Here is a 25,323-nt window from a genome sequence, read left to right on the forward strand (position 1 = left end):
ATTCAGCACGTTTTAACCAAAATAAATAATATAATACAAATTAAAATAGAATTGTTTAGAATTAGCACTCTTTGTACCTAATATCTTTTGTATTAAACCGTTTGGCGATTGATAATAAGAAATCTTTCAGTTTTGTCTCCTAATCCTAAAAATAACACGATATAATGTAGCTAAAATTCTGTAATCAATCGCACATATCATTGCTAGTATTTTTCTGTTTAAAGGCATCGGAGAAAAAAACAGATGAACATAATTTTTTCTCAATTGAATCGTCAAAAAAGCAATCTTTTCTCTTGAAACCTCTGCAGAAATACCACCAATAGCAGCCTTCGCTAATAGTGAAAAATAACTTCTAGCCAACTTAATCAGAGATAGTTTCTTTAACTCCTTATTATCATATTTTCTAGTTAAATCATATAATTCTTGACATGCTACAAGAAGATCGAAGTCCTTAGATTTTAAAACACCACTTGTAAGACTTGTGACATTATCTTGATAATAATAATAACCTATATCGCGTATACGGATCATTTTTTTAGCGCATTGCAAGACTTTAAAATTAGTAGCGATATCCTCATTTACTTTTCCTTCTGGAAAGTAGACATTTTCAAATAAAGATTTTAAGTATACTTTTCTACAAACAGAAAATGGGCATTTCTCTGTTTGACCTCTATAAAGATAATCGTACAGAATATCTTCATCGTATAGTACAAACGGTTCTCTGTCTATATTTTGATTGGATATTTTTTGTCCTTCTTTCACAAATTCAACATTAAAATCAATAACATCTGCTGAATATTCATGTAAAAAAGTAATACATTTCTCATAAATGTTCAAGTCAACCCAATCATCACTATCTACAAATGTTACATATTTTCCATTTGCATTGGCCAGACCGACATTTCTTGCTGTACTCAATCCCCCATTTTCTTTATGAATAACTCTAACTCTTTCATCATTTTTTGCAAGTTTATCGCATAGTTCCGATGAACCATCGGTAGACCCATCATCTACCAATATCACCTCTATATCTCTATATGTTTGGTTAACCAAACTATCAATACATCTTTCTAAGTAAGTGACTACTTGATATACCGGAACAATAATAGATAAAGATACGCTCTTTGTATTATTCAACTTTGACAATATACAGTCCTCGCTTCCCTTCAAATACCGAATCAAAACAAATTACATTCCCTTTTCTATTCCATCTCGGATGCAAATCACATCTAAATTCATTGTCATAACGAAATGGAGAAAAAACCTGCGCTATTACTTTCAAATTTGAAGAACTTTTGTTGTCAGCATCGCTTATTCGAATCGAAGATATACGTTTTTTATCAGGATAAGAATCAAAAACAATCTTATCACGATTTGGTGAATAACTAGGATGCCCATCAAAATCTATTTCATTCCAATATTGTTCAAATATCGAAGTTTTATCTTGCATTAAAAAATAACCTGTTCCAAATCCTTTTTTATTTTCAAACGCTAAAATTGAACGATTATCCCTCCAAAAACAATGCGATACCATATCATCGTCGCTTAAATTATACATATCCGAACCATCAACATCACAAGTAAGTAGTCGAGTATATTTTCTATCCCCCTTAAACCATCTATGAAGAAACATAAATCTTTTATTGTCAGGAGAAATCATTATATGATTTATTTTGTGGACTGCATTCTTCATTTCCTTACGAAACTCGAATGATACGATATCATCATACAAAAGTACCTCACTAACGTCTCCACTTGCAAAATCAAGTTTCCAAATTGCAGTCCCTACAGGTAATGATACAAACTTTTCTTCTGTGATATTTGAATAGCCATATCCTGGTGCCAATTGATGCAATCTAGAGAAATCCAAGCTCAAAGCAAAACTGCCATCACTTGCTACGCTATATACAGGAAAAGGAAACAATTTCTCCGAAATCGTTCTAATCTCTGATTGTTTAAACTCTAGTTCCAGTACTATTGAACAGTATTTTCCATTTCTAAAATCATTGAATATTATTTTGTTTGATGAATTGCCAAACCACTGTAACATACATCCTTGTTGCGTATTCCATGTTCGAGTTTCTCCAATTTCGCTAACTATACCTGTTAACGTATCTATTATTACAATTTTTGCTACTGTCCTTGGAGCAACTTCTTTATAGGTTTCTTTTGCTTTAAGAGATAAAATATAACGATCCGTTTCATCCCATGGACACTTATCATAGTATCCAAAAAAATACTCTGAACCATCATCTGGTGATACCCGAACAATATCCCCAGTACTATTTATTTTGGGTGATAAATGATACATGCCCAATTGATAGACTCGTTTAAGTGTTTTTTTTATTACTGGATATTTATTTAACTTTTGATTAATGACCTGCTCTATCCCCATTATAATTCTTTTCCTTACTTCTCAATAAAAATCTATACAAATTTCGTAAAAGTTTGACTGGCAAAATAGACACCAAAAGTTGTGCAACCGCTACAATAAAAAAGTCTACAAAACTATTGAAACCACTACGCCATGCTCTATAACGCAACTTTATTAAAATTTTTGTATTTATCCAAGACTTTCTTTTTTTATAAGTTCCTTCATCAAATCTAAATTTAAGTAAAGGTTCTGAGAGATTTAAACATTCAACATTATTTGATAGTAATCTTATCCATAAATCAGTATCTTGGTTCTTACGATAATTCCCATATCCTCCAACTTCCAACACCTTTGACTTCCTATACATCGTCGAAGGATGATTAAAGGGATCTCTACGCTTTGCAAAACTATAAATATCCGAATTTGTGAGCGGAAGACTACGATAACCGATTACATTTGATAATTCATCAACAAATTCTTCGACAGGGCAACTAACAATGGTAAGTCTAGGATTTTGCTCAAACGCTCTAAGTTGTTTTTCGCATCTTTCTGGCATGGAATAATCATCCGCATCCATTCTTGCAATAAGGTCATTTCGACATTCTTTTAGACCCGCATTTAATGCCTCTCCAAGCCCAACATTATTTGGCAATTGAATTTCATTAAAGTAAATGTCACAACTGTTTTGTACATTAACAATAACCTGTTCTAATAAATTAGGAATCGGACCGTCCTTTACAATAACGATTTCATCGGGTTTTATTGTTTGTTGAACCATACTATTCAATGCAATATAAAAATAATCAGCATTATCATTTTTATACACAGTCATTAAAACACTATATTTCACGAGAATTACCTCATTTTTTTATATAAACAATGCGTTTAATTGTTTCTATCACATACTCCACATCTTCATCACTCAAGTTGGTATGAAGAGGAAGTGTAATTTCATTTTCAAAATACTGATAGGCATTCGGAAAATCTTTCATATCAAAACCAATATTTTTATAGGCTGTAAGAAGAGGCAGTGGCTTGTAGTGAACATTACAAGCAATCCCTGCTTCAGCCATTTTTTGAATCACTTCATTTCGTTGTTCCAAAGTAAAGCCTTCCAGATGAGTGATATACAAGTGCATAGATGATTGTCTATCTTCGGTCTGATGTACCAACGGCTTAATCAATGTTCCTTCAAAGCCTGCATTGTATTTTTCGACAATTTCTTTTCGACGATTCAACAGGGATGGGTAACGTTCCAACTGTACCAAACCGATACCAGCCATAATATCTGTCATATTACACTTGTAACCAGGAATGACAATGTCATATTCCCATGAACCTAATTGTGTCTTGGCTAGAGCATCCTTTGTCTGCCCATGTAATGATAGAATTTGAAATTCCTTGTACATCTCTTCATCATCCAAATCAGGACGTGCTTTCCATGTCACACTTCCACCTTCAGCGGTTGTAAAATTCTTAACTGCATGGAAAGAAAATGAGGTAAAATCTGCTAGGGAACCCGCTGGTTTCCCCTTATAACTAGCTCCTAGAGAATGTGCACTATCCGATAGAATAATAACTCTGTCGAAAAGTTTCTGCCATTTATTATCAGAAGCAGCATACAAAGAGCGTTTGTTTTCTACGATGGTATAAATCTTATCATAATCACAAGGAATACCAGCTAGATCAACTGGGATGATAACCTTTGTTTTCGGAGTAATCGCTTTTTCCAAAGCATCATATTCCATTTCAAAGCCATCTTTTTGAATATCAACCATCACAGGTGTAGCACCTACATGGGTAATGACACTACATGAGGCAGTATAGGTCATAGCAGGAACAATCACTTCGTCTCCAGGTCCAACTCCAAGAACTCGCAAGACTAGTTCTAATCCTGCAGTAGCAGAATTTAAACACACAGTTTTATTGGTTCCTGTAAATACTGATAACCTACGTTCTAGCTCTTTTGTCTTTGGTCCTGTTGTAATCCAACCAGATTTTAGTGTGTCAATAACTTCATCAATTTCAGCTTGGGTAATATCTGGTGGTGAAAATGGAATATTTTGTCTTTTTGTCATTTCAATCTCCTATTTTATTACATTAATTACTGTATCTATCATTACCTTAAAATCAGAAACAATTCCAAAGTTTCTGATATATTCCAAATTGTATTTCATTTTTTCTGGTAACACTTTTTGAACATATGCTTCATCAGGACTATAGCCTTGAGAACAATATTCTTCTAAAACAGCATCTTCATCCTTATATGCAATACTTGCTGGTGAAGTAATTCCTGCTGGCAATAGCAAAGTCGCAAGCATTTCATCAGTGTAATGGTCAACATATTTTTGTACTTCTGGTCTTACGCCAACAAAACTCATATCCCCTGTCAAAACATTAAAGAGTTGAGGCACTTCATCCAGCCTATATTTTCTGATAATATGACCGACTTTTGTAATACGATTATCTTGACCGACTGTGACAAGACTTCCGACTTTATCCGCATCAGAAATCATCGTTCTAAACTTAAATATTCTAAAAATTCGACCATATCTTGTAACACGTTCTTGACGATAAAAAATTGGTCCTTTGCTATCTAGTTTTATCCAAATAGATAGACCGATGATGGCTGGCGATAATAATACTAATAGGATTAGTGCTAGTAACTTATCCGTAGTATATTTTAAAAATAATTCAAACTTTCTTGTTTCAATTTTATCAAAATACTGACCTGTTATTTCATTCGCTTTTAGATATTCTTTTGTTATAGTTCTTCCACTATGCATTCATTCTCCTAATTGCAAGGTTAGCAGATTTTACCACTAATCCTCAATCCTAAAATACTCTAAATAGTCCTTAAATCAATCTTGTGCGACTAAGCAAGTATCTAATAAGAAACCATTCTGTCCTCCCCACTCGGCTAAGCCACGATAGTAAAAATACTTCATGTCATCTCCAATGATAAAGGGGATATGTCCATGTTTAAGACATTCTTTAAACATAATCAATCGACCTACTCGCCCGTTACCATCTTGGAATGGATGGATGCGTTCAAATCGAACATGAAAATCAAGAATATCCTCAAAGGAAGTCTCAGGCAAGCCGTGATAGCTGTTCAGCAGTTCTTGCATGTCCGACTCCACATGTTCAGGTAAGCTTGTTTCTCGACCGCCGACTTCATTCGGAAATCTCTTATAATCACCGACTTGAAACCATGACTTCCGCGAATCAGAGGTCCCTCTCTTCAATATAGCATGGATATCCTTTATCCATTTTTCGTTCAATTTCTCTTGAAAGCTATCTAAGAGAAAATCAAAAGCCGTAAAATGATTGGTCGTTTCGATAATATCATCCACCTTTATGGTTGAATTTTCTTCAAAACCAATCGTATTGGTCTCATAGATATACCTTGTCTGGTCATACGTCAGTTGACTGCCTTCAATGTGGTTTGAGTTGAAAGCCAGCTCGATTTGAATCTTATGGTAAAGACCACCTTTGATCCTATTTTCTTTTTCTCTTACTAACCTATGACCTAGCATATCTTACCTCAGGAAAGTATTTCAACCTTCCTAGAATCTAAATACTATTTAGACTCTAGGAAAGTAAAAATATTTTTTACTTTCTTATTCTTGTTTTGCAAATTCAATCAAGATATCTTTTAATTCATTTCTATCTTTTTGGAGTAATCCATTGATAAATGAATTGACAATATCCGATTGCTTATTTGTAACGCGACCCACAAATATTTTTTCATAAATTTGTTCGCTAACACGTTCTTCTGTTGATAGTAATTCCTCGTAGAGTTTCTCGCCTGGTCTGATTCCAGATTCTACAATCCCGATTTCTTCCTCAGTATGACCACTCAGCAGAATAACTTTTCTTGCCAATTCCAAAATTTGTACAGGCTCACCCATATCCAAGACAAAGATTTCTCCGCCTTTTGCCAAATGTCCAGCTTGTATAACCAAACGACTTGCCTCAGGAATCGTCATGAAATAACGAGTCATCCTAAAGTCGGTAACCGTAACAGGTCCACCTTTTCTAATTTGTTCCTTGAATAGCGGCACAACACTGCCACGACTACCTAGAACATTCCCAAAACGGACTGCCGCAAATTGAGTCTGACCTGGCTCGTTTAAACCTGTTACAATCATTTCTGCAACACGCTTGGTCGCTCCCATAACATTTGGAGGATTAACAGCTTTATCTGTTGAAACCATAACAAATTTGGCAACTTTTGCAGTTTTAGCCGCCTCAGCCACATTCTTCGTTCCAAAAATATTATTCTTCACTGCTTCATGTGGATTGTATTCCATCAAAGGAACATGCTTATGTGCTGCAGCATGATAAACAACATCGGGTTGATAATCAGCCATTATGCTAAAAATCAATTCTCTATCTTGAATATCTGCAATGAGAGGGACCAACTCAATCTTACCTTGGTACTTTTCCAGTAACTCTCGATGAATGAGATAGATTGAATTTTCTCCATGTCCAAGCAACATCAAGCGTTTAGGCATAAACTTAGCAATTTGACGACATAACTCTGAACCGATAGAGCCACCTGCTCCTGTGACAAGGATTGTTTTCCCTTTGAAAAACTGATTCAATTCATCCTGATCCAAAACAACCTCTGGTCGACCAAGAAGGTCTGCTACGTCAATTTCCTGAAAGACACTGACAGACATGTTCCCCGCCATAATGTCTTCAATGCTCGGCATATTATTGACGGTCACTCCTGTAGTGTTACAGATTTCAACAATCTTCTCTCTCTCCTTACCATTTAAAGAAGGGATGGCAATCGTCACTTGGTCAACAGCTAATTCTTTTACCAATCGTGGAATATCATTACGATTCCCTAAAACTTTGGCAGTACGGATAAATGTTCCAAGTTTATTTGGATCACGATCAACTATACCGACAATTTCAAAATTCAATTTTCGATCTTCGACGGTATTGATAAAAATATTCCCACCATCTCCAGCACCTACTACTAAGATTCTTAGTGGGCTATCCTTCTTTCGAATGACATTTTTTCTCGTCTCATGTAAGACTTTCCAAACAATCCTCGGAGTAATGAGCATTACATACGACAAAAATAAGGACACTAAGATGAAACGATAACTAAAGGTCTGCCATAGAATCATTGAAATGATTAAAAATAATGAATAAGCGGATATCAAACTCAGTCCTATTTTCACATAACTTTGATATCCAGTATACCTCGTAATTAACGAAAAAACCTTTAGTCTAACTGAGATAATCGGGTAGAATATTAAAACAAATAAAACTGCAAGAATAAAGCGTTCATCTGGAATATCAATAATAACATCCAAAAACAGCCTGCTCAAAATCATGGAAACTGTAATAAGACACGTATCCATGCACATGAGTATCAATCGTTTACTGTTGCGCTCTAACAGTTTATCGGTAACAGTTCCTAAATCCATTTTCTCTCCACAATCTAGAGTAACCAGTTTAAATCGCCTGGTTTTTTAATAGCATAAGAGGATTCTTTTTCAGCAACGCTTTCGCTTTATCTTTGCCAAATTCCTCTGTTATTAACTTATAAGCCTCCCTCATAAACGGAGGTCTACTAGATAAATTATGCATATCACTGGCAACACAATGTACTAAATCCTGCTCTAAAAAATACCGAGTGCGTTTTTTAAATTCTTTTGCTCGATCGCCAATTAAAGCGGGCTTCAGCACATGATTACTATTTACTTGAGTATAGCATCCCTTGTCAATTAACTCTTCTACTCTCTCTGCATGAAACGCTAGTGCATCATATCGTTCTATATGAGCAAGTACGGGAGTTAGCCCAAGTAGCGTCACTTCGTTCACTGCTTCTTGAATCTCTTTCCAAGGAGTATTCATACTGAATTCCAAGAGAATATAGCGCGAGCCATTAAGTGTGGGTACTTTCTTTTTTTCAAGTTTGCTTAAGATATCTTTACTATAATACAATTCAGCACCATAGCACAATCGTATTTCAGGATAAACTTCTGATACTGCTTCTTTAAGTTGAAGAAAGTTAGTCATGATAACTTTTTCTGGTGTTTCAAACATCCCTTTTCGTCTATGTGAAGTCGCAACGATGATGCGAACACCTTGACGATAAGCTTCGCCTATCAAACTCAGGCTCTCTTCAATAGTTTTGGGACCGTCATCCACACCAAATATGATATGCGAATGAATATCAATCATACTAATACCTACTTATCAAACTTATATTATCTGAGAAATTAAGCTTTTTTGCCGTAATGTCCGTAGTTTCCGTATTCACTATACTTCTCATTGGCAATATCATATTTGTTCAAGATAACGCCTAAGAACGGTGTGCCTGTTTGATCCAACTGCTCTTTTACTTTTTTCAAAGATGAGCGCTTAACACTGCCTGCTTCTACTACTGCAACCATCGCATCACATTTTTGTGCAATGATAGCTGCATCAATTACCAGTCCTAATGGTGGACAGTCAACGATAACATAATCATAATAGCGACGAAGAGTCGCAAGTAGATTTTCAAAATTCTTACTTTGTAAAAGGGCAGTAGGGTTGGGAGAAACCTTTCCTGACTCAATTACGGTTAAGTTTGGAATATCTGTATCGCATAATCCTTGAGACAAGTCTGTTGTCCCTGCTAGGTAATCCGTCAAGCCTGTAATCTTTGTAATTGGCTTGAAGAAACCAGGCATGACTGAATTTCGGATATCTGCATCCACCAAAACGGTCTTATAACCTGAACGAGCATAGGCAATAGCGAGACTAGCCGCAGTTGTACTCTTACCTTCATTCGATTGAACAGAGGTAATGCCAACAACCTTAATATCCGCTCCGCTAAGCTGAATGTTGGTACGGATGGCATTGAAATATTCTTCTGTCTTATTTACCAATTCTTTTTTAGTACGTGCAATTTCTAACGTTGCCATATTGTCCTCCTATTTCAATTTCTTCGAATCTGGTACTACACCAAGCAAGGTCAAGCCCATTACCTCTTCAATATCCTGAGGGCGTTTGACACGGTCATCCAAAACTTCCATAACCAGTACAAGAGCTGTTGCCAAGATACCACCAGATAATAAACCAAGTATGATATTTCGTTTTGTATTTGGAGTGGTTGGCTCTTCCGCTGGAACTGCTTCTTCAAGTGTTGTCACATCACTTACCTTGGTGACCTCAACAATCTTTTGTGCTGCAAAGGTGCGAAGGCTATTTGCAATACGTGCCGCTTCATTTGGATCCGCATCACGCACGGAGATAGAAACGATACGAGTATCGACAGGGATAGAAACTGAAACCTTTTCTTTTAAGTTCTCGTTCAAGTTCAACTCTGTAGCTACTTGCGTCAATACATCTTGTGATAGGATAATTTCCTTATAGTCTTTTACCAAATAGGTACCTGCTTGTAACTCTTGGTTGGTCAACCCGGCACCAGCTTCTACATTTTGACTCACTACATAGATACGAGTTGTCGAGTCAAACTGTGGTGTTACCAAGAAACTATTGTAGACAAAGGCAATTCCTGCACCCAAAAAGGATGTTAGGATAATAAGAAACTTCTTTCTCCACAATGTTTTTAATAAGTATAATACATCAATTTCGATTGTATTTGATTCTTGATTATTCATGTTTTCTCCTATTTTTTAATTTCCATCCAATACTGACTGAATCGCTGCCTTTGCTTGCTCCAGACTGTCTTGGTTAATTTCCATCATATAAAGTTGTGAACCAGGCATCGCATAAGAAGGTAAATCCATACGACCTGAACCTGTCAAGGCCTGAGACTCAACTGTAAACTGGGTTCCGGATTCTAATTGCGTATTGACCAAGCCCATAATCGTTTCTAAGCTCAAATCTGTTTGGATAGATCCTTCCAAACCAGTTAGAATAGCTTGATAATTCGCTAGATTATCTGGTGAACTCAATTTTTTTATGAGGGCTGCAATGACTTTTTCTTGGTTTTGACCGCGATCATTATCACCATTAGCCAACGAATACCGCTCACGAACAAAGATTAGCGCTTGCTCTGCATCTAGATGCACTGTCCCAACCGGGAAATTATACCCTCCGCTTGTAAATTCTTGGGTATTTTCAACATCAATACCACCAACCAAATCAATCAACTGTAAGAAGGAAGTAAAGTTGAGTCGGATATAGTTACTAATGTCAATACCATAAAGATTTTCTAAGGTGTGCACGGAGGCGTTCACACCATAAATTCCAGCATGTGTTAGTTTATCGTATTGATTTTGCCCACCATCTGCGATAGCAACGTATGAATCTCGTGGAGTAGTTGTCAATAAAATCTTATGTGTCGCACGATTGACAGTCATAATGATATTGACATCGGAACGCGAAACAGATGAAATTGGACCGTAGGTATCAATACCACTGATATAGATATTGAAGCTGTCCCCACTCGCTTGTTTGACTGCTGTTTCAACAGTCTGAGTCACTTTGAAACTATATATTTTTTTCACTTTTGAAGAAAAGTCTGGGTCTTCATTTTCTAAAATATTGCTAAAAACTCCGTTGAAGACCATCGCTTGACTCTCACCATTCAACATAGATTGATATGCTGTCAGGTAAGAGGTTGTGGGGCTAGTTGCTAGTTGAGTAGATTCCATTTTGGATATGTCATCCAACAAAGCGGTGATGTTATCTTGGTCGTATTCGGCTGGAGCAAGAACATTCGTAAGCTGACGAACATCTGTAATATCACTATTTGCAGGGACAAGAATGCTCATTTCATATTCTGAAAATGTCGAATTTGAATTTAGTCGTGTTGAAAATTTTACAACTTCTTGCATTCCATAGATTCCAACAGACGTGATGACTAGTGAAAAAACAAGTAAGAGCGCTGTAAATATGCGCGCTTTCTTACGCCACATCAATAATCCAGTCAATACTGCCACTCCTACTAGCAAAAGCGTCACAATATAGTTTAAATACCGGAAATCTAGGATGTTATAGCGATACATGGTCACTAAAAACAAACATAGAGTAATGGCGTAAAGCCCCAAAAGGGCAAAATTTACCAATTTGAGCTTGGACGACTTCCTTCGCCCGCTTCTCTTTTTCATAAACAACCTTCCTTTTACTTATAACGTACCCATTATATCATAGAAATTAATATTTTACCCTTCTTTAGTGCTGGAAAACGTTATCTTGTTCGTTTTTTCACATTTTGATTGATCGTATGAAGGTAAGTTGGTTTGCCGTTGATTCGGAAGCACAATATTCAAAGTCATCCACCTTAAAATCTTGAATGTCCGATAATTTCTGAATATTGTTCTTAGCCAACCAGGACAGCAATCTTCCTCTACCTTTTTTTGATATAGTCGAGTGAACTTTTAGCTGACCTGCTTTTTCTTCCATGAAAAGAATTTTAACTAATCTTTTCTGAATCTGTGGAGAAAACACCTGCTCAAATTCTGACGAAGCCAGTGAGAGAATCAGTTCATCATCACCAACTTCTTGGTCATAATACGGTCGCCAGTACTGTTTCAAAGACTGATTGCCTATCTTTAAGCTCCCTTGAAAATCTAAGCGGTGAGGTGAAATGAATTCAAAAGGATGAATCAATCCGTATAAGGCTGTCGCAACACGAACGTGGTCACGTAGGTAATTTTCTTCTTTCGAATCTATACCTCGCCTATCCATATAACGATACATGAGACCATCATATAACTGCCAGGCTGGATAGGTTTTTGCTTGACCTGTCCTGATTCGATGCCAACGATCAGCTTCTAACTCAGCCTTTTCTTCATTCAATTTATAAAAGGCAGCCATCTTTTTTACATCAAATTGACTTATGGCATCCAGTACCTGCTTGCTTCGATCAGACAGGGGATAAAACGGGGCATTCTCTAGATTTGTATTTACTTCTTTTGCATTAGGTATAATTATTTTCATCACTTAATTATACCATAGAGTAGCTTAATTCCTGAACCTCAACCCCATCATTCATATATTGTATTTCTGCAACTTTTCCTATATACTAGCTAGTAACATAGTCTATAAAAAAGGGGGCTTAGATGAAAAAATATCAAGTTATCATCCAAGATATTTTGACTGGAATAGAGAAACATCGATTCAAACGTGGAGAGAAATTACCTTCTATCCGTCAACTCAGCGAGCAATATCATTGTAGCAAAGACACTGTCCAAAAGGCTATGTTGGAATTAAAGTACCAAAATAAGATCTACGCTGTCGAAAAAAGCGGTTATTATATCTTAGAAGATAGAGATTTCCAAGACCATACTGTAGAGCTCAATCCTGCAGACTTTCAAGAATTACCCTATGAAGATTTTCGGATTTGTCTAAACGAAAGTCTTATTGGGCGGGAAAATTACCTATTCAACTACTATCACCAGCAAGAGGGATTGGCAGAATTGATTTCCTCCGTTCAAAGTCTGTTAATGGACTATCATGTCTATACAAAAAAAGACCAGCTGGTTATCACAGCTGGTAGTCAACAAGCTCTATATATTCTCACACAAATGGAAACCTTGGCTGGAAAAACGGAAATCTTGATAGAGAACCCTACCTACTCACGAATGATAGATCTCATTCGACATCAAGGAATCCCCTATCAAACAATCGAACGGGATTTAGATGGAATTGACCTAGAAGAATTGGAAAGTATCTTCCAAACTGGAAAAATCAAGTTTTTCTACACAATTCCTCGCTTGCACAACCCTCTCGGTTCAACCTATGATATAGCAACAAAAACAGCCATCGTAAAATTAGCAAAGCAATATGATGTCTACATCATTGAGGATGACTATTTGGCGGATTTCGACTCTAGTCATAGCCTACCTTTACACTATCTTGATACAGATAATCGTGTCATCTACATAAAATCTTTTACACCGACACTCTTTCCAGCCCTCCGAATCGGTGCAATCAGCCTTCCTAATCAGCTACGTGATACCTTCATCAAACATAAGAGTCTAATCGACTACGATACCAATCTTATCATGCAAAAAGCTCTCTCACTCTACATTGATAACGGTATGTTTGCACGGAACACACAGCATCTTCATCACATTTATCACGCTCAGTGGAATAAAATAAAAGATTGTTTAGAGAAATACAATTTGAACATCCCGTATCGAATTTCCAAAGGGAGCGTGACCTTTCAGCTAAGCAAGGGGATTCTTTCGCCTAGCATCCAACACATGTTTGGAAAGTGTTATTATTTCAGCGGACAGAAAGCTGATTTCTTACAGATCTTCTTTGAACAAGATTTTGCAGATAAGCTGGAGCAATTCGTAAGATATTTGAATGAGTGAAATCTAATAACCTCATGCAAATAATCCCCCTAGAACTTAAAAGACGAGGGGGATTATTCTAATAGTGGAAATTACATCCCCAAATTGTTATAGTCGTTTAGTTTACTTTTAGTACAAGGCAACGAGCTGCAGGCTGTACTGAAGTACGGCAAAGAGAGTTAACGAAGTAATTAAAGATAAACTAAATGACTATATACTCTTCGAAAATCAAAATTATCCGCTGTCAAGAGCCTTGATGAGTGAAAAGCTCCAGTGGAGGTTTTCAGCCTGTTACCTTGAAATAAGATAGTAACAGAGTTCTATCTTCGACTTCGTTTCCTAGGCTACTTTTGATTTTCATTGAGTATTACTCTGTGAATCACGCTTTCACTTCATAGCCCATCAAAAGTCCGCCTTCTTCAGCATAAAAACTGCATAGACCTGATGTTGCAACTTCGTCAATAACAGCCATTGGAAAACTTGCTTTTACCAACTCTGAGAATTGTTGGAAAAACTTGGCATTGTTGCGGTGGGCCATAACAATTCGACCACCATCATAGCCTGCTTTTTTCATTTCTTCAAAGGCTGCTGTCACAGATTTCTTATGACCACGCGCCTTTTGAAGCAACTCTAATTTTCCTTCAGCACTTGCCTCACCAACCATACGGATATTGAGTAGACCGACAACTGTTCCAACAAGCTTGCTTAGACGACCGTTCTTGACTAGATTATCTACCTTTGCCAAGACAAAAAGCAATTTGCTATTTTCTTGGTAGGTGGTAATAGCCTGTACCAATTCCTCAAATTCCAAGCCTGTCGCAATTAGGCGATTGATTTCATCCACGATCAAGTCCATTTCTCCACCAGCTGACAGGCTATCAATCAAATGGATATTGACTTCTGGATGTTCCTCGACATACATGTCACGGGCTACTCGTGCCGCATTAAAACTACCCGATAGCCCACCTGTAATCGTCACAACGATAATGTTCTCAGCTCCCTCAAAAGCTGCTTGATAAGCCTGCGGACTTGGACACGCCGACCCAGCTGCAGACTTAGATGCCTCCATCACCTCCATCATGTGATCAATATCCAAGCTTGCATCATCAACAAATGCTTGTTCTCCAACTTGGATGGTAAGTGGCACACTAATAAATTCAGTATCCGGAGCTAGATTAGCTAATTGACGATAGTCACAGCCCGAATCTGCAACAATTTTCCATTTTGACATAATATTCTCATTTCTACTTGTTTATTCTACTTTTTTATTTGACAATAAATCTCTATTTACTTACAATTATATCATTAAACTACCCCATCTGAAAGCATTTTCTTTCAGATGTGACACTCGGAAAAGGAAAACTATGGCAGGTCGTAAAATTTCACCCCAATCTTTGAAAAACCTCTATCAATCAAATAAAGAAGCGAATCAACTGACTAAGGAATCCATTGAAACAGCTCTGCTATTTCTCCTAGAAAAAAAGGACATCAAGCAGATTTCCGTTTCTGAATTGGTCCGAAAAGCTGGCGTGTCACGTAATGCCTTCTACCGCAATTACAAGTCCAAGGAAGAAATCCTTGAAGACTACTACGAACGGACCTCCAGCAACCTTAAAAAGAAATGGCATGATTTGCAGGACAAGGTCCAAAAAGACGGCGTCAAGCAAAGCTTTGCAGATTTTGTCCACGAACAAAAACGCAAGGCCGGACAAAGCAAAACCCTGTCTAATGTCAGTCAGTGGATTAAAGAGAAAACAAAACGGGATTAAGGTCCCGTTTTTTGCTTGCTTTCTATTTTTTACCCAATTTTCTCGTCTTTTTGAGGGCGGTGGCGACTGCCTTGATGATGGCGTAACGGAAGCCTTCTTTTTCAAGAGCTACCACACCTGCGATGGTTGAGCCGCCTGGCGAGGTCACTTCCTGTCGGAGTTGGGCTGGGTGCTTGTCGCTATTCAAGACCATCTGAGCAGTACCTGCTAGGGTTTGAGCCGCAAGAACTTTGGCATCTTGAGCCGTCAGCCCGTTTTGCACACCAGCATCGGTCAGGGCCTCAATCATCTGATAGACGAAGGCTGGACCGCAGCCTGCGATAGCCGTCGCAGCATCAATCAGCTTCTCCGGCACTTGCTGTACCTTTCCGGATTTTTCTAGGATTTGTTCCAATAGCGGAGCAAGCTCTGGATTGACCAAGCTATAGGTTGTCATGCCCTGGCCGAGAGCGACAGGTGTATTGGGCATGATACGGATGAGGTTGTCTGCCGACAGAAATTCTGCCAGACTGTCAATGGTCACCCCCGCTGCCATGGAAATCCAGATAGCCGACGGATTCTGGCTAATCTGATCCTGTAAGCCTGACAAGACTGTCTGAATCAGGTGAGGTTTGACCCCAAGGAAAATAACCTCGGCCTGCTCTGCTATTTCCCCATTAGAAAAAAGCAGACCGCCTACCTTCTCTTGAAGAGCCTGGGCTTTTGCTGGGTTGTGGTTGCTGAGAAGGAGCTGGGTATCTGGCTGCTGGCTGACCGCTTGGGCCAGGGCCGCTCCCATATTGCCCAGTCCGATAAATCCAATCTTCATCCTGTCCTCCTAACGAATGTGGCCGTCGCCTGTGATGATGTACTTGTAGGTGGTCATCTCACGCAGGCCCATAGGACCACGAGCGTGCATCTTCTGGGTGGAAATGCCCAACTCGCAGCCCAGACCGAACTCGCCACCGTCTGTGAAGCGGGTCGAGGCATTGACATAGACCGCCGCCGAGTCCACATAGAGTGTGAAAAGTTCAGCCGTCTGACTGTTTTCCGTCACGATGACCTCGCTGTGCCCTGTCGAGTGCTGAGCGATGTGACTGATAGCTTCTTCTACGTTTGAAACGACCTTGACAGCCAAGATATAGTCCAAAAATTCTGTATCAAAATCTTGGTCGCCTGCTGGTGTGGATTGGTTGAGAATAGCCTGAGCCTGACTGTCAGCACGTAATTCCACTTGACCAGAAAGAGCTTCTTCCAAGCGAGGTAGGAATTGACCAGCAATAGCTTCGTGAACTAGCAAAACTTCCGCCGCATTGCAGACTGAGGGGCGACTGGTTTTGGCATTGACCACAATCTGCAAGGCCTTGTCCAAGTCTGCGTCCTTATCCACATAGACATGGCAGATACCTGTCCCAGTTTCGATGACAGGGACTGTCGCATTTTCTACAACGGCTTGAATAAGCCCTGCACCGCCACGTGGTACCAAGAGGTCAATCTTACCTTTGGCAGTCATCAACTCCGTCGCAGAGGCACGGCTGGTGTCTTGAACCAACTCAATGACCTTTGGAGAAAGACCAGCCTGTTCCAAACCAGCCTTGAGGGCTGTGACAATGGCCTGAGCCGAATGAAAGGCTTCCTTACCTCCACGCAAAATGACTGCGTTTCCGCTCTTGATAGCAAGGGCAGCGGCATCCGAGGTCACATTTGGACGACTTTCGTAAATCATTCCCACCAAGCCAAAGGGAATGGACTTCTTGCGAATGTTCAAGCCGTCTGCCCGAGTGGATTCTTCCAAGACGAGCCCGACAGGATCTGGCAAGCCAATCAAGGCACGAATGCCGTCTGCCATAGCTTCAATCCGTTCAGCTGTCAGAAGCAAACGGTCCTGCATGACTTGGCTGATTTTTTCTTGGGCATTTTCCATATCAATGGCATTGCCTGCTAAAATTGCCTCAGTCTGAGCAACCAACTGGTCTGCCATTACTGATAGAGCTTGATTTTTCTGTTCGGTTGTTGCTAGATTGATTGAGGCCTTGTGGGTCAATAAACTATCTAATAATTCTTGTGTTGTTGTCATAAATTTCTCCTTTTTAGTCTTTCAGTTTGCTCGTTCGTCAACATAATCAAGATAAACTGAACGACTATAAGCTCACCCAATCGTTGCGGTGAATAAGCACGCCCTCTGCTCTGCCATGTGCCAACTGGTCCTGCAAGTCTTTGGAGGACAGTTTGACCCGCCCTTTACCAATCAAACGGTGGTCTGCCTGGCTATAAACTTCCACAACCTGCCCCACTTCAAATTCGCCTTCAAGGGCTTTGACACCTGCAGCTAACAGACTACGGCCTTGGTGCAACATGGCCTCAACCGCACCAGCATCCACTTCAACCGCTGCATCTGTCCGAGCGTAGAAGGCCATCCACTGCTTGCGTTGGTTCATGGCATGGTCATCTGCTAAAAAGAGAGTGCCACGATTGGCTTGGGTGACCGCTTGCAAGAGAGCAGTATCCTCTTTTGAAGAGCAGATAAAGACGAGAACGCCTGACTTGGTCGCAATCTGGGCCGCCTGCAATTTGGTGGTCATGCCACCTGTTCCGTTAGACGAGCCTGCTCCTGCTGCCATGGCAAACAAATCTTCCGTAATTTCCTTGATTTCAGGTAAGTGCTGGGCTGTCGGATCGCTGTTGGGATTGGCCGTGTAAAGTCCATCCACATCCGTCAAAAGCACCAAGAGGTCTGCTTTCAAGAGAGAAGCCACCTGGGCAGATAAAGTATCGTTATCCCCCACCTTAATCTCCTCAATAGCAATGGTATCATTTTCATTGATAATAGGAATGGCCCGTTGCTTGAGCAAGACCTGCAAGGCTTGAGAAGCATTCTGATAACGTCTGGCATCCGCAAAATCATCCTGGGTCAACAAAATCTGAGCCGACACAATGCCGTCTTTCATCAGATTCTGCGTGTATTCCTCAATCAGCAAGCCCTGACCCACAGCCGCAGATGCTTGCTTTTCCGCAATCTTGGTCGGTCGCTTGTCAAATCCTAATCTCCGAAAACCAGCAGCAATCGAGCCTGAAGTCACCAGCACAATCTGGTAGCCCTTCTGATGCAACTGAGCTAGCTGATTGGTAATCCGAGCAATCTTAATCCGATCCAAACTGCCATTTTCTTGCGTCAGAGAACTCGTCCCAACCTTAAATACGATTGTTTTTTCTGTCATAATCTCTTCTCACAAAAACTAATATTTGGAAAATTATACCATATTTTATACATAAAGAAAATCAATGTTATTCGATAAGGAGTGAGGGAATATATTCATCGTAATGAGTATCATTACAAAAGGAAGCCTAGCCGCTTCCTTTTTATCTATTCAAAAAATTCCTGTACGATTGCTACCATCTCACTTTCGCTCGGCTGCAATACTTGATAGTCTTTCTCAAAAAAGGTGAGAATTTGCTGTCCATAGCGTTTGGTATGGATGCGAGGATCTAATACCAAAACTAGAGAGTCTTGTTTGTCATGTCGATTGGTACGACCGATGGCTTGTTTGAGCTTAATCATCATCATAGGCAGGCTGTAATCATAAAATGGATTTTTCCCTTCCTCACGTAGATGATGATTAATTTTCTGGACAAAACGATCCTTGGGATTATCGAATGGCAGCCTTGTAATGACCTGAATCAATTGGTCCTGGCTGGCAAAATCGACTCCCTCCCAGAATACACCTGTGCCGAGTAAAATTTGGCATTCCCCTCGTTCAAATTTGCGTTTGAGAGTCATTTCCTGTCCATGCTTGTGCTGGGCTAGGTGGGGAATGTTATTGTCTTCTAACAAATCCGACACCTGCAAGAGCAGATAAATAGAGGTAAACAAGACCAAAATCGGTCGTCCCAGCTCTGCTATTTCTCCCAAAGTAGTAGCCAAATAGGCTGCATGCTCTTCTTTTGAATAAGCGAGGATGTCAGGGAGCTGGGTCGGAAAGAGTAGCTGCTGGTTGGTCACTGCCTGCGTTGGAAGCAAGTCCATGGTGAATTGCTCAAATCCCAGCAAATCTGCTAGGCTAACCTTTTTACTGATGGTCAAGGTAGCGCTGATGCAGAAAATCTTGGTGTCTGGCAGGTAGTTGGTCACATTCAGGAGGCTATCCTTGGAACCACGCAGATAAGCAATCCGCTTGTCCTCAAGATTCTTCTCCTCCAACCAAAAATGATCATACCTATCAAGGAGATGGTCCAGATTCTGTAGATCAATATCCTGTAACTCAGCTAGATTCTGCTTGACTTGACCCAATTCTTCTTTTGAAATTTCTCGCTGCCCATGCTGGCGAAAACGGGTCAAGAGATGGTTAAGCTCAAACTGGCAGGATTCATAAAGGCGCTGGTCTAAGAGCTTATCGGCCTTGTCTTTCTTGCTCTGCAATACTTGCAATAGGGCCGTTACATCCTGAGAATCCGTCGCGAGATTTTCAGCAGCCAAGAGAAATTTCTGGGCCTCGTCGATGACCACCAAACGATTGTCCATCAGTGGATCTTGGTCCTTGATATGACTAAGGAAATAGGCGTGGTTGGTGATGAGCAACTTGCTAGTTAAGGCTTGCTTGTTCAAACGTTGCCAAAAATCCCAGCCCCAGAAAAGACTTTCTGGCTCCAAATTGCCATCATGGGCGATCTCATCAAAGTAGGCTTGATAGCGTTGTTTCTGCTTGAGTTCGTCCAAATCGCCTGTTTGAGTTTCCATCAACCAGATAAGGACATGCATCTTAAATTGATTGATCAAACGATTGTCATCCTGTCTTTGCAGGGTTTTCCAATAGCTATCCAATTTGATAAAATGCTTGGGCGACTTGAGGGAAGCCATGGAAATATGGAAAATCTCTTGCAGCTTGCTTCCCTCTTTTTCCATAATTTGCTCTTGAAGGAGCTTGGTCGGCACCGTCACCAATAAAGGCTGGTCTGACTTGGCAAGCAGGGGCAGTAGATAACCGTAGGTCTTACCCAAGCCTGCCTGTGCCTGTATAAAATGCACATTTTCTGCATCTGCCAAGCGTTTTTCTACTACTTGAGCAAATGCAGTTTGTTTTTTGCGTTCATGCAAGCCGAGCAAGGCAAGATTAGTCACAAAATCTTCCGATAAATGGTAGGCTGGCTGGTCTTTTACTGGCTTTTTCAAAACCAAGCCATGAATACTTTCTAGACTGGTCGACAAGGTTTCGGATAGATAGGGCACCAGCTCATCAATAACCAGTCGGGATTCGAAGAGTAGATTGTCCGCTAACTCTTGCAGGTTTTCTACAAGCGACAGAGGTAGGGACTTGATTTTCTCTTGGATTTTTATAAGGAGGCGAGCCGTTGCCATGGCATCCGAGATAGCTGTGTGGGCCTGGTCTAAGCCCAAGTCTAAATGCTCTGCTAGGTTGCCCAGACTGTATTTTTCAAAAGTTGGGAAAAATAGCTGTGCTAATTCCACAGTATCCACGCGCGGAGTTAACAATTCATAGCCTTCAAAAAAAAGGGCCTCCGCCAAGAGATTGGCATCAAACTTGACATTATGGGCGACGAAAATAGCATCTCCAATTATGTCGTAAATGGTACCTGCTACCTGACCAAAATCTGGAGCCTGCTCCAACTGCTTGTCTGTGATACCTGTCAGATTCTTGATATGGTCATCCAGTAGCTCATAGGGATTGATGTCCGTTGCGTAACTGTCAATGATTTCTCCGTTTTCAACCAGAACAATTCCGATTTGAATGATTTTTGCATCGGCTCCTGTACCAGTAGCTTCCAAATCCACAACGGCATACCGATTGCTTGTTCTTGTGTCTTTCATACTGTTCATTATAGCACATTCGCTCCCACTGAAAAAGCCTCAAACAAAATCCATGAAGGGAGCCAATTTTTTTGTTAGACTAATATAAAAACTGTTTCTGTGAGGAGAAATACCATGCTTATTCACAAATCTATCAACCCCGTTGCCTTTCAAAATACCTACTACATTGAAAACGATAGCCACCTGATTGTCGTTGACCCAGGTAGTGACTGGACCAAAATCCAAGCTATGATTGAAAAAATTGGCAAACCTATTTCAGCCATTCTCTTGACCCACACCCATTACGACCATATTATGAGTTTGGACATCCTGCGTGAGACCTACAATTTCCCGCCTGTCTATGTGGCTGAAAGCGAGGCCAGCTGGCTCTACACACCAGAGATGAATCTATCAGGTCTACCTCGTCATGATGATATGGAAAATGTGGTCTGCCGACCTGCAGAAAACACCTTCCAATACCAAGAAGACTACCAGTTTGACGGTTTTCATTTCAAGGTTGTTCCAACACCTGGTCACTCTATTGGTGGGGTATCCTTTATCTTCCCAGAAGCTGAAGCGGTCATTACAGGTGATGCTCTCTTCCGTGAAACGATTGGGCGTACAGACCTGCCAACCAGCAACTTTGACGACTTGATTGCGGGTATCAGGGAACACATTTTTACCCTACCAAACCACTACACTGTCCATCCCGGTCACGGTCAAAATACCAGCGTTGGACATGAGAAAAATTTTAATCCATTTTTTAGATGACAAGAAAACCTGTCTAGTTCATAAAATCTAGACAGGTTTTTATATAATTGGAAATACTCATAAATCATCCTGCATTCTCAACATTCATTTTGGAATAGGTAAGCCCATCATAGATTGCTACCTTTCCTTTACCAAATAACCATTCTCTCTTCGGGTGCCCTATACATGGGGTCTCCCTTTTGAATAGTGTAGACTTCATAAAAATCATCCAACTGCTGCAACTGAATATTGACCCGAAACTCCTCTGGAGAATGTGTATCTACCTGAAGTTGATAACGGCCATAATCAACCGCAACCATTTCTCGACGGCTACGGGCATAATTCTCAAAAAATTCTTTTAGGTTAGCTAACGGTTCTTCTTTTTTGAGCGTAGCCAAAGCAATCTGTATTCCTCCCAAATCCGCAAGATTTTCAGACAAGGTTAGGTGACCATCTACTCTACCACCATAGACTTCCAGACCATCAAACAAGTTTACTAGGGCTTGATTTTTTTCTTCAAACGCTAGTCTATCTTGCTCTGTCCACCAGTCTTTTAGACTACCAGTCTCATCAAAATTGGCTCCTGTAGCATCAAAAGCATGAACAAACTCATGAGCAATAATTTTGCCAATCCCGCCATAATTCTCGGCTACAGATTGATTTTTGTCATAGTAAGGAGCTTGTAAAATAGCCGCCGGAATATAAATCGCATTCTGACTAGGAGCGTAGGCGGCTGTTACTTCACTTGCCGATACATTGCTAGCCCAAGTTTGTCTATCTATTGGCTGACTATAACGCTCGAAAACTCCTGTTCTAGCTTGAATCGTAATTGCCAAAATATTTTCAATATAAGACAAGTCTTCACGAATCTTTAATGACTTGGTCCAGTCGCTCAACTCCCTTGGATAGCCGATATGATAAGTGATATTTTCTAATTTTTTTATTGCAGCTTGCTTGGTGGTTTGACTGAGCCAATCATTGGCTAGAATCCTTTCCTGATAGGTCCTAGAGATTGCCTTAGCCATCTCCTGAATGGCAAGTAAGTCCGTTTCATCGGCATAGTTACGACCATAATAAACACCCAAACTTTCCTTGAACATTCCAGTCACATCCAGATAAGTCATGTAATTATTCGGATAGGAGGCTGAAAGTCCTTGGACTTCTGCATGAAATCTCCCTGCTGTCTGCATGATTTCCCCAGTCAAATAGGGGGCTAACTTCATTGCTTGACTAACCAAAGCCCATGATCGATATTCTGAGAAATTTTCTTCCTTGATAAATTGGGACAATTGTTCAAAGTAGTTTGGATTAGAAACATAAACTTCCTCCGGTTCCAAGCCCACCAGTCCTACTAATTGTTCTCCAATTGATAAAGCTGGAGAGTAGTTTTTGACCTCTGAGAATGTTCTAAGTTCTTCTGCATTCACAGGTCCCCAATCACGATGCACACTCTCACTAGCTGGTAGAGTATCAACGAGTCGCTTGTCAAAAGTAATGGCTCCTTCAACCAAAGCAGTGGCCTCCTGGTCTGAGTAGCCACATTTTTCCAAAATATGTCTCGCAGATATACGGTATGAATTCATAAGTTTCTCACGAACAGTCCTGTCTTCATAGTAGGACTTATCTGGTAGAATCGTCTGAGGTGGCAGCAAAATCAGCATTCTTTCAGATGTGTTTCGTGGATTGGCAATTACATCAAGACCATAGGGCAATGGATAGTCCTTACGAATCCAATCTTGACTAAGCGATTTCAGCTCGGAAAACGAAGCAATTCCCATCATTTCATCCAGTATCATGCTAGCTACTCTGACACCATCTTCTTCCCTTTTGGTAAAATCAAGACCCTGCTGATACAACTTGATAAATTCTACTAAATCCTCAGACTGAGGCTCTAGCTGACCAGCTACCATTTTGTCAAAATCCGATTTTAATTGCTCATCGACTTCCATTTGCAATCTTGTAAACTCATTGTAGAATGGTGTACCACTTGATAACCAGCTGCCATTTAACCATTCCCTATTTATAGCTTGATAAAAATTAGTTTGAATAGTCGGTTCTGCCTTATCAACTTGTGTTTGGTCATCTCCTATTTTCTGACCACCACAGGCAGCTAAGAGACAGACTAAACCAAGTAAAACCAATCTCAGTAGACCTTGTTTTATCACGCGTCACTCCCTCACTTGTTTTCTACAAACTATTTCGACAGGCAAAGAAGCAGAAAATAATTACTCCTCCGCATCTTGCTCATTCTTCAGCTCCCCAATCGTCTCAAAACTTGCTCGACTATCCGCAGCCAGAGCCTCCTGCTCGTAGGCATTGATAATCTGGGCAACGACTGGGTGACGAACCACATCCTTAGCTGAAAAATGTACGAAATCAATCTGCGGAATGTTGCTTAGTTTCTCTGTCGCATCAATCAGGCCTGACTTGACCTTGCGCGGTAGGTCAATCTGGCTAATATCCCCATTGACAATCATCTTGGAATTAAAGCCCAGACGGGTCAGGAACATCTTCATCTGCATAATAGTCGTATTTTGCGCCTCATCCAAGATGACAAAGGCGTCTTCCAAGGTCCGACCACGCATATAGGCCAGCGGGGCAATCTCGATAATCTCCCGCTCCATTAGGCGCGTGGTCTGCTCCTTGCCCAAAATCTGGTAGAGAGCATCATAGACAGGACGCAAATAGGGGTCTACTTTTTCTTTCAGATCCCCTGGCAAAAAGCCTAAACTTTCGCCTGCCTCGACCGCAGGACGTGTCAGGACAATCCGCTTGACCTGCCCACGCTTGAGGGCTGTTACCGCGAGAGTGACCGCTAAGAAAGTCTTCCCTGTACCAGCTGGTCCAATTCCAAACACGATGTCATGACGCTTTACGCTGTCCACATAGAGTTTTTGACCAAGGTTCTTTACGCGAATAGGTTTTCCGTAGTTGTCCTTGATAATCTCTTCTTCATAGAGGGCAACGAATTTTTCAATCTCATCATTTTTTACCATGGAGATGGCCGTGACCACATCTGGCGTATTGATGACCAGGCCTCGATTGACCAAGACTAAGAGGGATTGAATAACCAGCCGAGCTTGTTCTACTTGTGCTTCCTGCCCGATGATTTGCACAACTTCCGTCCGTGCATGGATGACCACATCCAATTCTTGCTCCATCAGCCGTAAGTGACGCTCATTGGACCCAAAGAGGCTGAACAAGTCATCTGGGTGTTTTAAGTGAATATCAATCGAATGTTCTTGCAAGAAACTTCTCCTTTGATGCTTTTCTATTATTATACCAAAAATACAGGCAAACTGGCTTTTAAAGACAAGAAAAGCAGTGAACAATCTGTCCACTGCTCAACTATCTGTGTATAACCCA

21 protein-coding genes and 1 pseudogene are annotated in these 25,323 nt (G+C 40.3%); 3 read left to right on the forward strand and 19 right to left on the reverse strand.

Going from position 1 to position 25,323, the window contains the following annotated elements; all coding sequences use genetic code 11:
* Positions 1 to 126 precede the first annotated feature (126 nt).
* The 12 genes from SST62_RS0109415 to yaaA all read right to left on the reverse strand — a co-directional run bounded on the left by SST62_RS0109415 (position 127) and on the right by yaaA (position 12,295).
* The gene (locus SST62_RS0109415) at positions 127 to 1,146 is read right to left on the reverse strand and encodes a glycosyltransferase family 2 protein (protein ID WP_029185391.1); all 1,020 of its coding nucleotides are present in this window, start codon (positions 1,144 to 1,146) and stop codon (positions 127 to 129) included.
* Positions 1,130 to 2,395 carry a hypothetical protein gene (locus SST62_RS0109420; protein WP_029187152.1) on the reverse strand — a complete coding sequence of 422 codons (1,266 nt, stop codon included), beginning with the start codon at positions 2,393 to 2,395 and terminating at the stop codon, positions 1,130 to 1,132. The genes SST62_RS0109415 and SST62_RS0109420 overlap by 17 nt, the downstream gene beginning before the upstream one ends.
* Positions 2,373 to 3,224 (reverse strand): glycosyltransferase, encoded by an 852-nt coding sequence (locus SST62_RS0109425; protein ID WP_050571906.1) that lies wholly within the window; start codon positions 3,222 to 3,224, stop codon positions 2,373 to 2,375. Before SST62_RS0109425 ends, SST62_RS0109420 begins: the two co-directional genes overlap by 23 nt.
* A 10-nt stretch (positions 3,225 to 3,234) precedes the next feature.
* Entirely contained in the window at positions 3,235 to 4,452 is a 1,218-nt protein-coding gene (locus SST62_RS0109430) for a DegT/DnrJ/EryC1/StrS family aminotransferase (RefSeq protein WP_029187154.1), read from the reverse strand.
* 9 nt (positions 4,453 to 4,461) lie between these two features.
* A complete protein-coding gene (locus tag SST62_RS0109435) occupies positions 4,462 to 5,160 on the reverse strand; it encodes a sugar transferase (RefSeq protein WP_029187155.1) in 699 nt (232 codons plus the stop codon).
* A 75-nt stretch (positions 5,161 to 5,235) separates the two neighbouring features.
* A complete protein-coding gene (locus SST62_RS0109440; protein ID WP_032499427.1) occupies positions 5,236 to 5,913 on the reverse strand; it encodes a Fic family protein in 678 nt (225 codons plus the stop codon).
* A gap of 84 nt (positions 5,914 to 5,997) precedes the next feature.
* Positions 5,998 to 7,824, reverse strand: coding sequence for a polysaccharide biosynthesis protein (locus SST62_RS0109445; RefSeq protein WP_029187156.1), 1,827 nt, complete (start codon positions 7,822 to 7,824; stop codon positions 5,998 to 6,000).
* A 28-nt stretch (positions 7,825 to 7,852) separates the two neighbouring features.
* Positions 7,853 to 8,584 (reverse strand): capsular polysaccharide biosynthesis protein Cps4B, encoded by a 732-nt coding sequence (gene cps4B / locus SST62_RS0109450; RefSeq protein ID WP_029187157.1) that lies wholly within the window; start codon positions 8,582 to 8,584, stop codon positions 7,853 to 7,855.
* A gap of 38 nt (positions 8,585 to 8,622) precedes the next feature.
* The gene (locus SST62_RS0109455) at positions 8,623 to 9,309 is read right to left on the reverse strand and encodes a tyrosine-protein kinase (RefSeq protein WP_029187158.1); all 687 of its coding nucleotides are present in this window, start codon (positions 9,307 to 9,309) and stop codon (positions 8,623 to 8,625) included.
* Positions 9,310 to 9,318: 9 nt separating this feature from the next.
* The gene (locus SST62_RS0109460) at positions 9,319 to 10,008 is read right to left on the reverse strand and encodes a YveK family protein (protein WP_029187159.1); all 690 of its coding nucleotides are present in this window, start codon (positions 10,006 to 10,008) and stop codon (positions 9,319 to 9,321) included.
* A 15-nt stretch (positions 10,009 to 10,023) separates the two neighbouring features.
* On the reverse strand, positions 10,024 to 11,463 hold the full coding sequence (locus SST62_RS0109465) for an LCP family protein (RefSeq protein WP_029187160.1): 1,440 nt from the start codon (positions 11,461 to 11,463) through the stop codon (positions 10,024 to 10,026).
* 97 nt (positions 11,464 to 11,560) lie between these two features.
* On the reverse strand, positions 11,561 to 12,295 hold the full coding sequence (gene yaaA / locus SST62_RS0109470; RefSeq protein ID WP_029187161.1) for a peroxide stress protein YaaA: 735 nt from the start codon (positions 12,293 to 12,295) through the stop codon (positions 11,561 to 11,563).
* 122 nt (positions 12,296 to 12,417) lie between these two features.
* Here yaaA and SST62_RS0109475 point away from each other — a divergent pair, with 122 nt between their 5' ends.
* A complete protein-coding gene (locus SST62_RS0109475; RefSeq protein WP_029187162.1) occupies positions 12,418 to 13,677 on the forward strand; it encodes a PLP-dependent aminotransferase family protein in 1,260 nt (419 codons plus the stop codon).
* A 358-nt stretch (positions 13,678 to 14,035) separates the two neighbouring features.
* On the opposite strand, the gene SST62_RS0109480 is transcribed toward SST62_RS0109475, so the two are convergent.
* Positions 14,036 to 14,887, reverse strand: coding sequence for a DegV family protein (locus SST62_RS0109480; RefSeq protein ID WP_029187163.1), 852 nt, complete (start codon positions 14,885 to 14,887; stop codon positions 14,036 to 14,038).
* A gap of 133 nt (positions 14,888 to 15,020) precedes the next feature.
* Here SST62_RS0109480 and SST62_RS1000000113075 point away from each other — a divergent pair.
* Positions 15,021 to 15,278 (forward strand): annotated as a pseudogene (locus SST62_RS1000000113075) (TetR/AcrR family transcriptional regulator); the annotation flags it as partial.
* Positions 15,279 to 15,447: 169 nt separating this feature from the next.
* On the opposite strand, the gene proC reads toward SST62_RS1000000113075, so the two are convergent.
* The 4 genes from proC to SST62_RS0109505 all read right to left on the reverse strand — a co-directional run bounded on the left by proC (position 15,448) and on the right by SST62_RS0109505 (position 21,237).
* Complete coding sequence (gene proC / locus SST62_RS0109490; RefSeq protein WP_029187165.1) at positions 15,448 to 16,233, reverse strand: pyrroline-5-carboxylate reductase; 786 nt, start codon at positions 16,231 to 16,233, stop codon at positions 15,448 to 15,450.
* A 9-nt stretch (positions 16,234 to 16,242) separates the two neighbouring features.
* Positions 16,243 to 17,481 (reverse strand): glutamate-5-semialdehyde dehydrogenase, encoded by a 1,239-nt coding sequence (locus tag SST62_RS0109495; RefSeq protein ID WP_029187166.1) that lies wholly within the window; start codon positions 17,479 to 17,481, stop codon positions 16,243 to 16,245.
* Positions 17,482 to 17,545: 64 nt separating this feature from the next.
* Positions 17,546 to 18,622 (reverse strand): glutamate 5-kinase, encoded by a 1,077-nt coding sequence (gene proB / locus SST62_RS0109500; protein WP_029187167.1) that lies wholly within the window; start codon positions 18,620 to 18,622, stop codon positions 17,546 to 17,548.
* A gap of 146 nt (positions 18,623 to 18,768) precedes the next feature.
* Entirely contained in the window at positions 18,769 to 21,237 is a 2,469-nt protein-coding gene (locus tag SST62_RS0109505; RefSeq protein WP_029187168.1) for a bifunctional DnaQ family exonuclease/ATP-dependent helicase, read from the reverse strand.
* Between the two features lie 105 nt (positions 21,238 to 21,342).
* Here SST62_RS0109505 and SST62_RS0109510 point away from each other — a divergent pair, with 105 nt between their 5' ends.
* Positions 21,343 to 21,978, forward strand: coding sequence for an MBL fold metallo-hydrolase (locus SST62_RS0109510; protein WP_029187169.1), 636 nt, complete (start codon positions 21,343 to 21,345; stop codon positions 21,976 to 21,978).
* A gap of 128 nt (positions 21,979 to 22,106) precedes the next feature.
* Here SST62_RS0109510 and SST62_RS0109515 read toward each other — a convergent pair whose 3' ends face one another.
* Positions 22,107 to 24,122, reverse strand: coding sequence for a M13 family metallopeptidase (locus SST62_RS0109515; RefSeq protein WP_029187170.1), 2,016 nt, complete (start codon positions 24,120 to 24,122; stop codon positions 22,107 to 22,109).
* Positions 24,123 to 24,182: 60 nt separating this feature from the next.
* The gene (locus SST62_RS0109520; protein WP_029187171.1) at positions 24,183 to 25,205 is read right to left on the reverse strand and encodes a PhoH family protein; all 1,023 of its coding nucleotides are present in this window, start codon (positions 25,203 to 25,205) and stop codon (positions 24,183 to 24,185) included.
* Between the last annotated feature and the right edge of the window lie 118 nt (positions 25,206 to 25,323).

It is taken from the genome of Streptococcus suis YS56 (assembly GCF_000440115.1).
Classification (GTDB): Bacteria; Bacillota; Bacilli; order Lactobacillales; family Streptococcaceae; genus Streptococcus; species Streptococcus suis_L.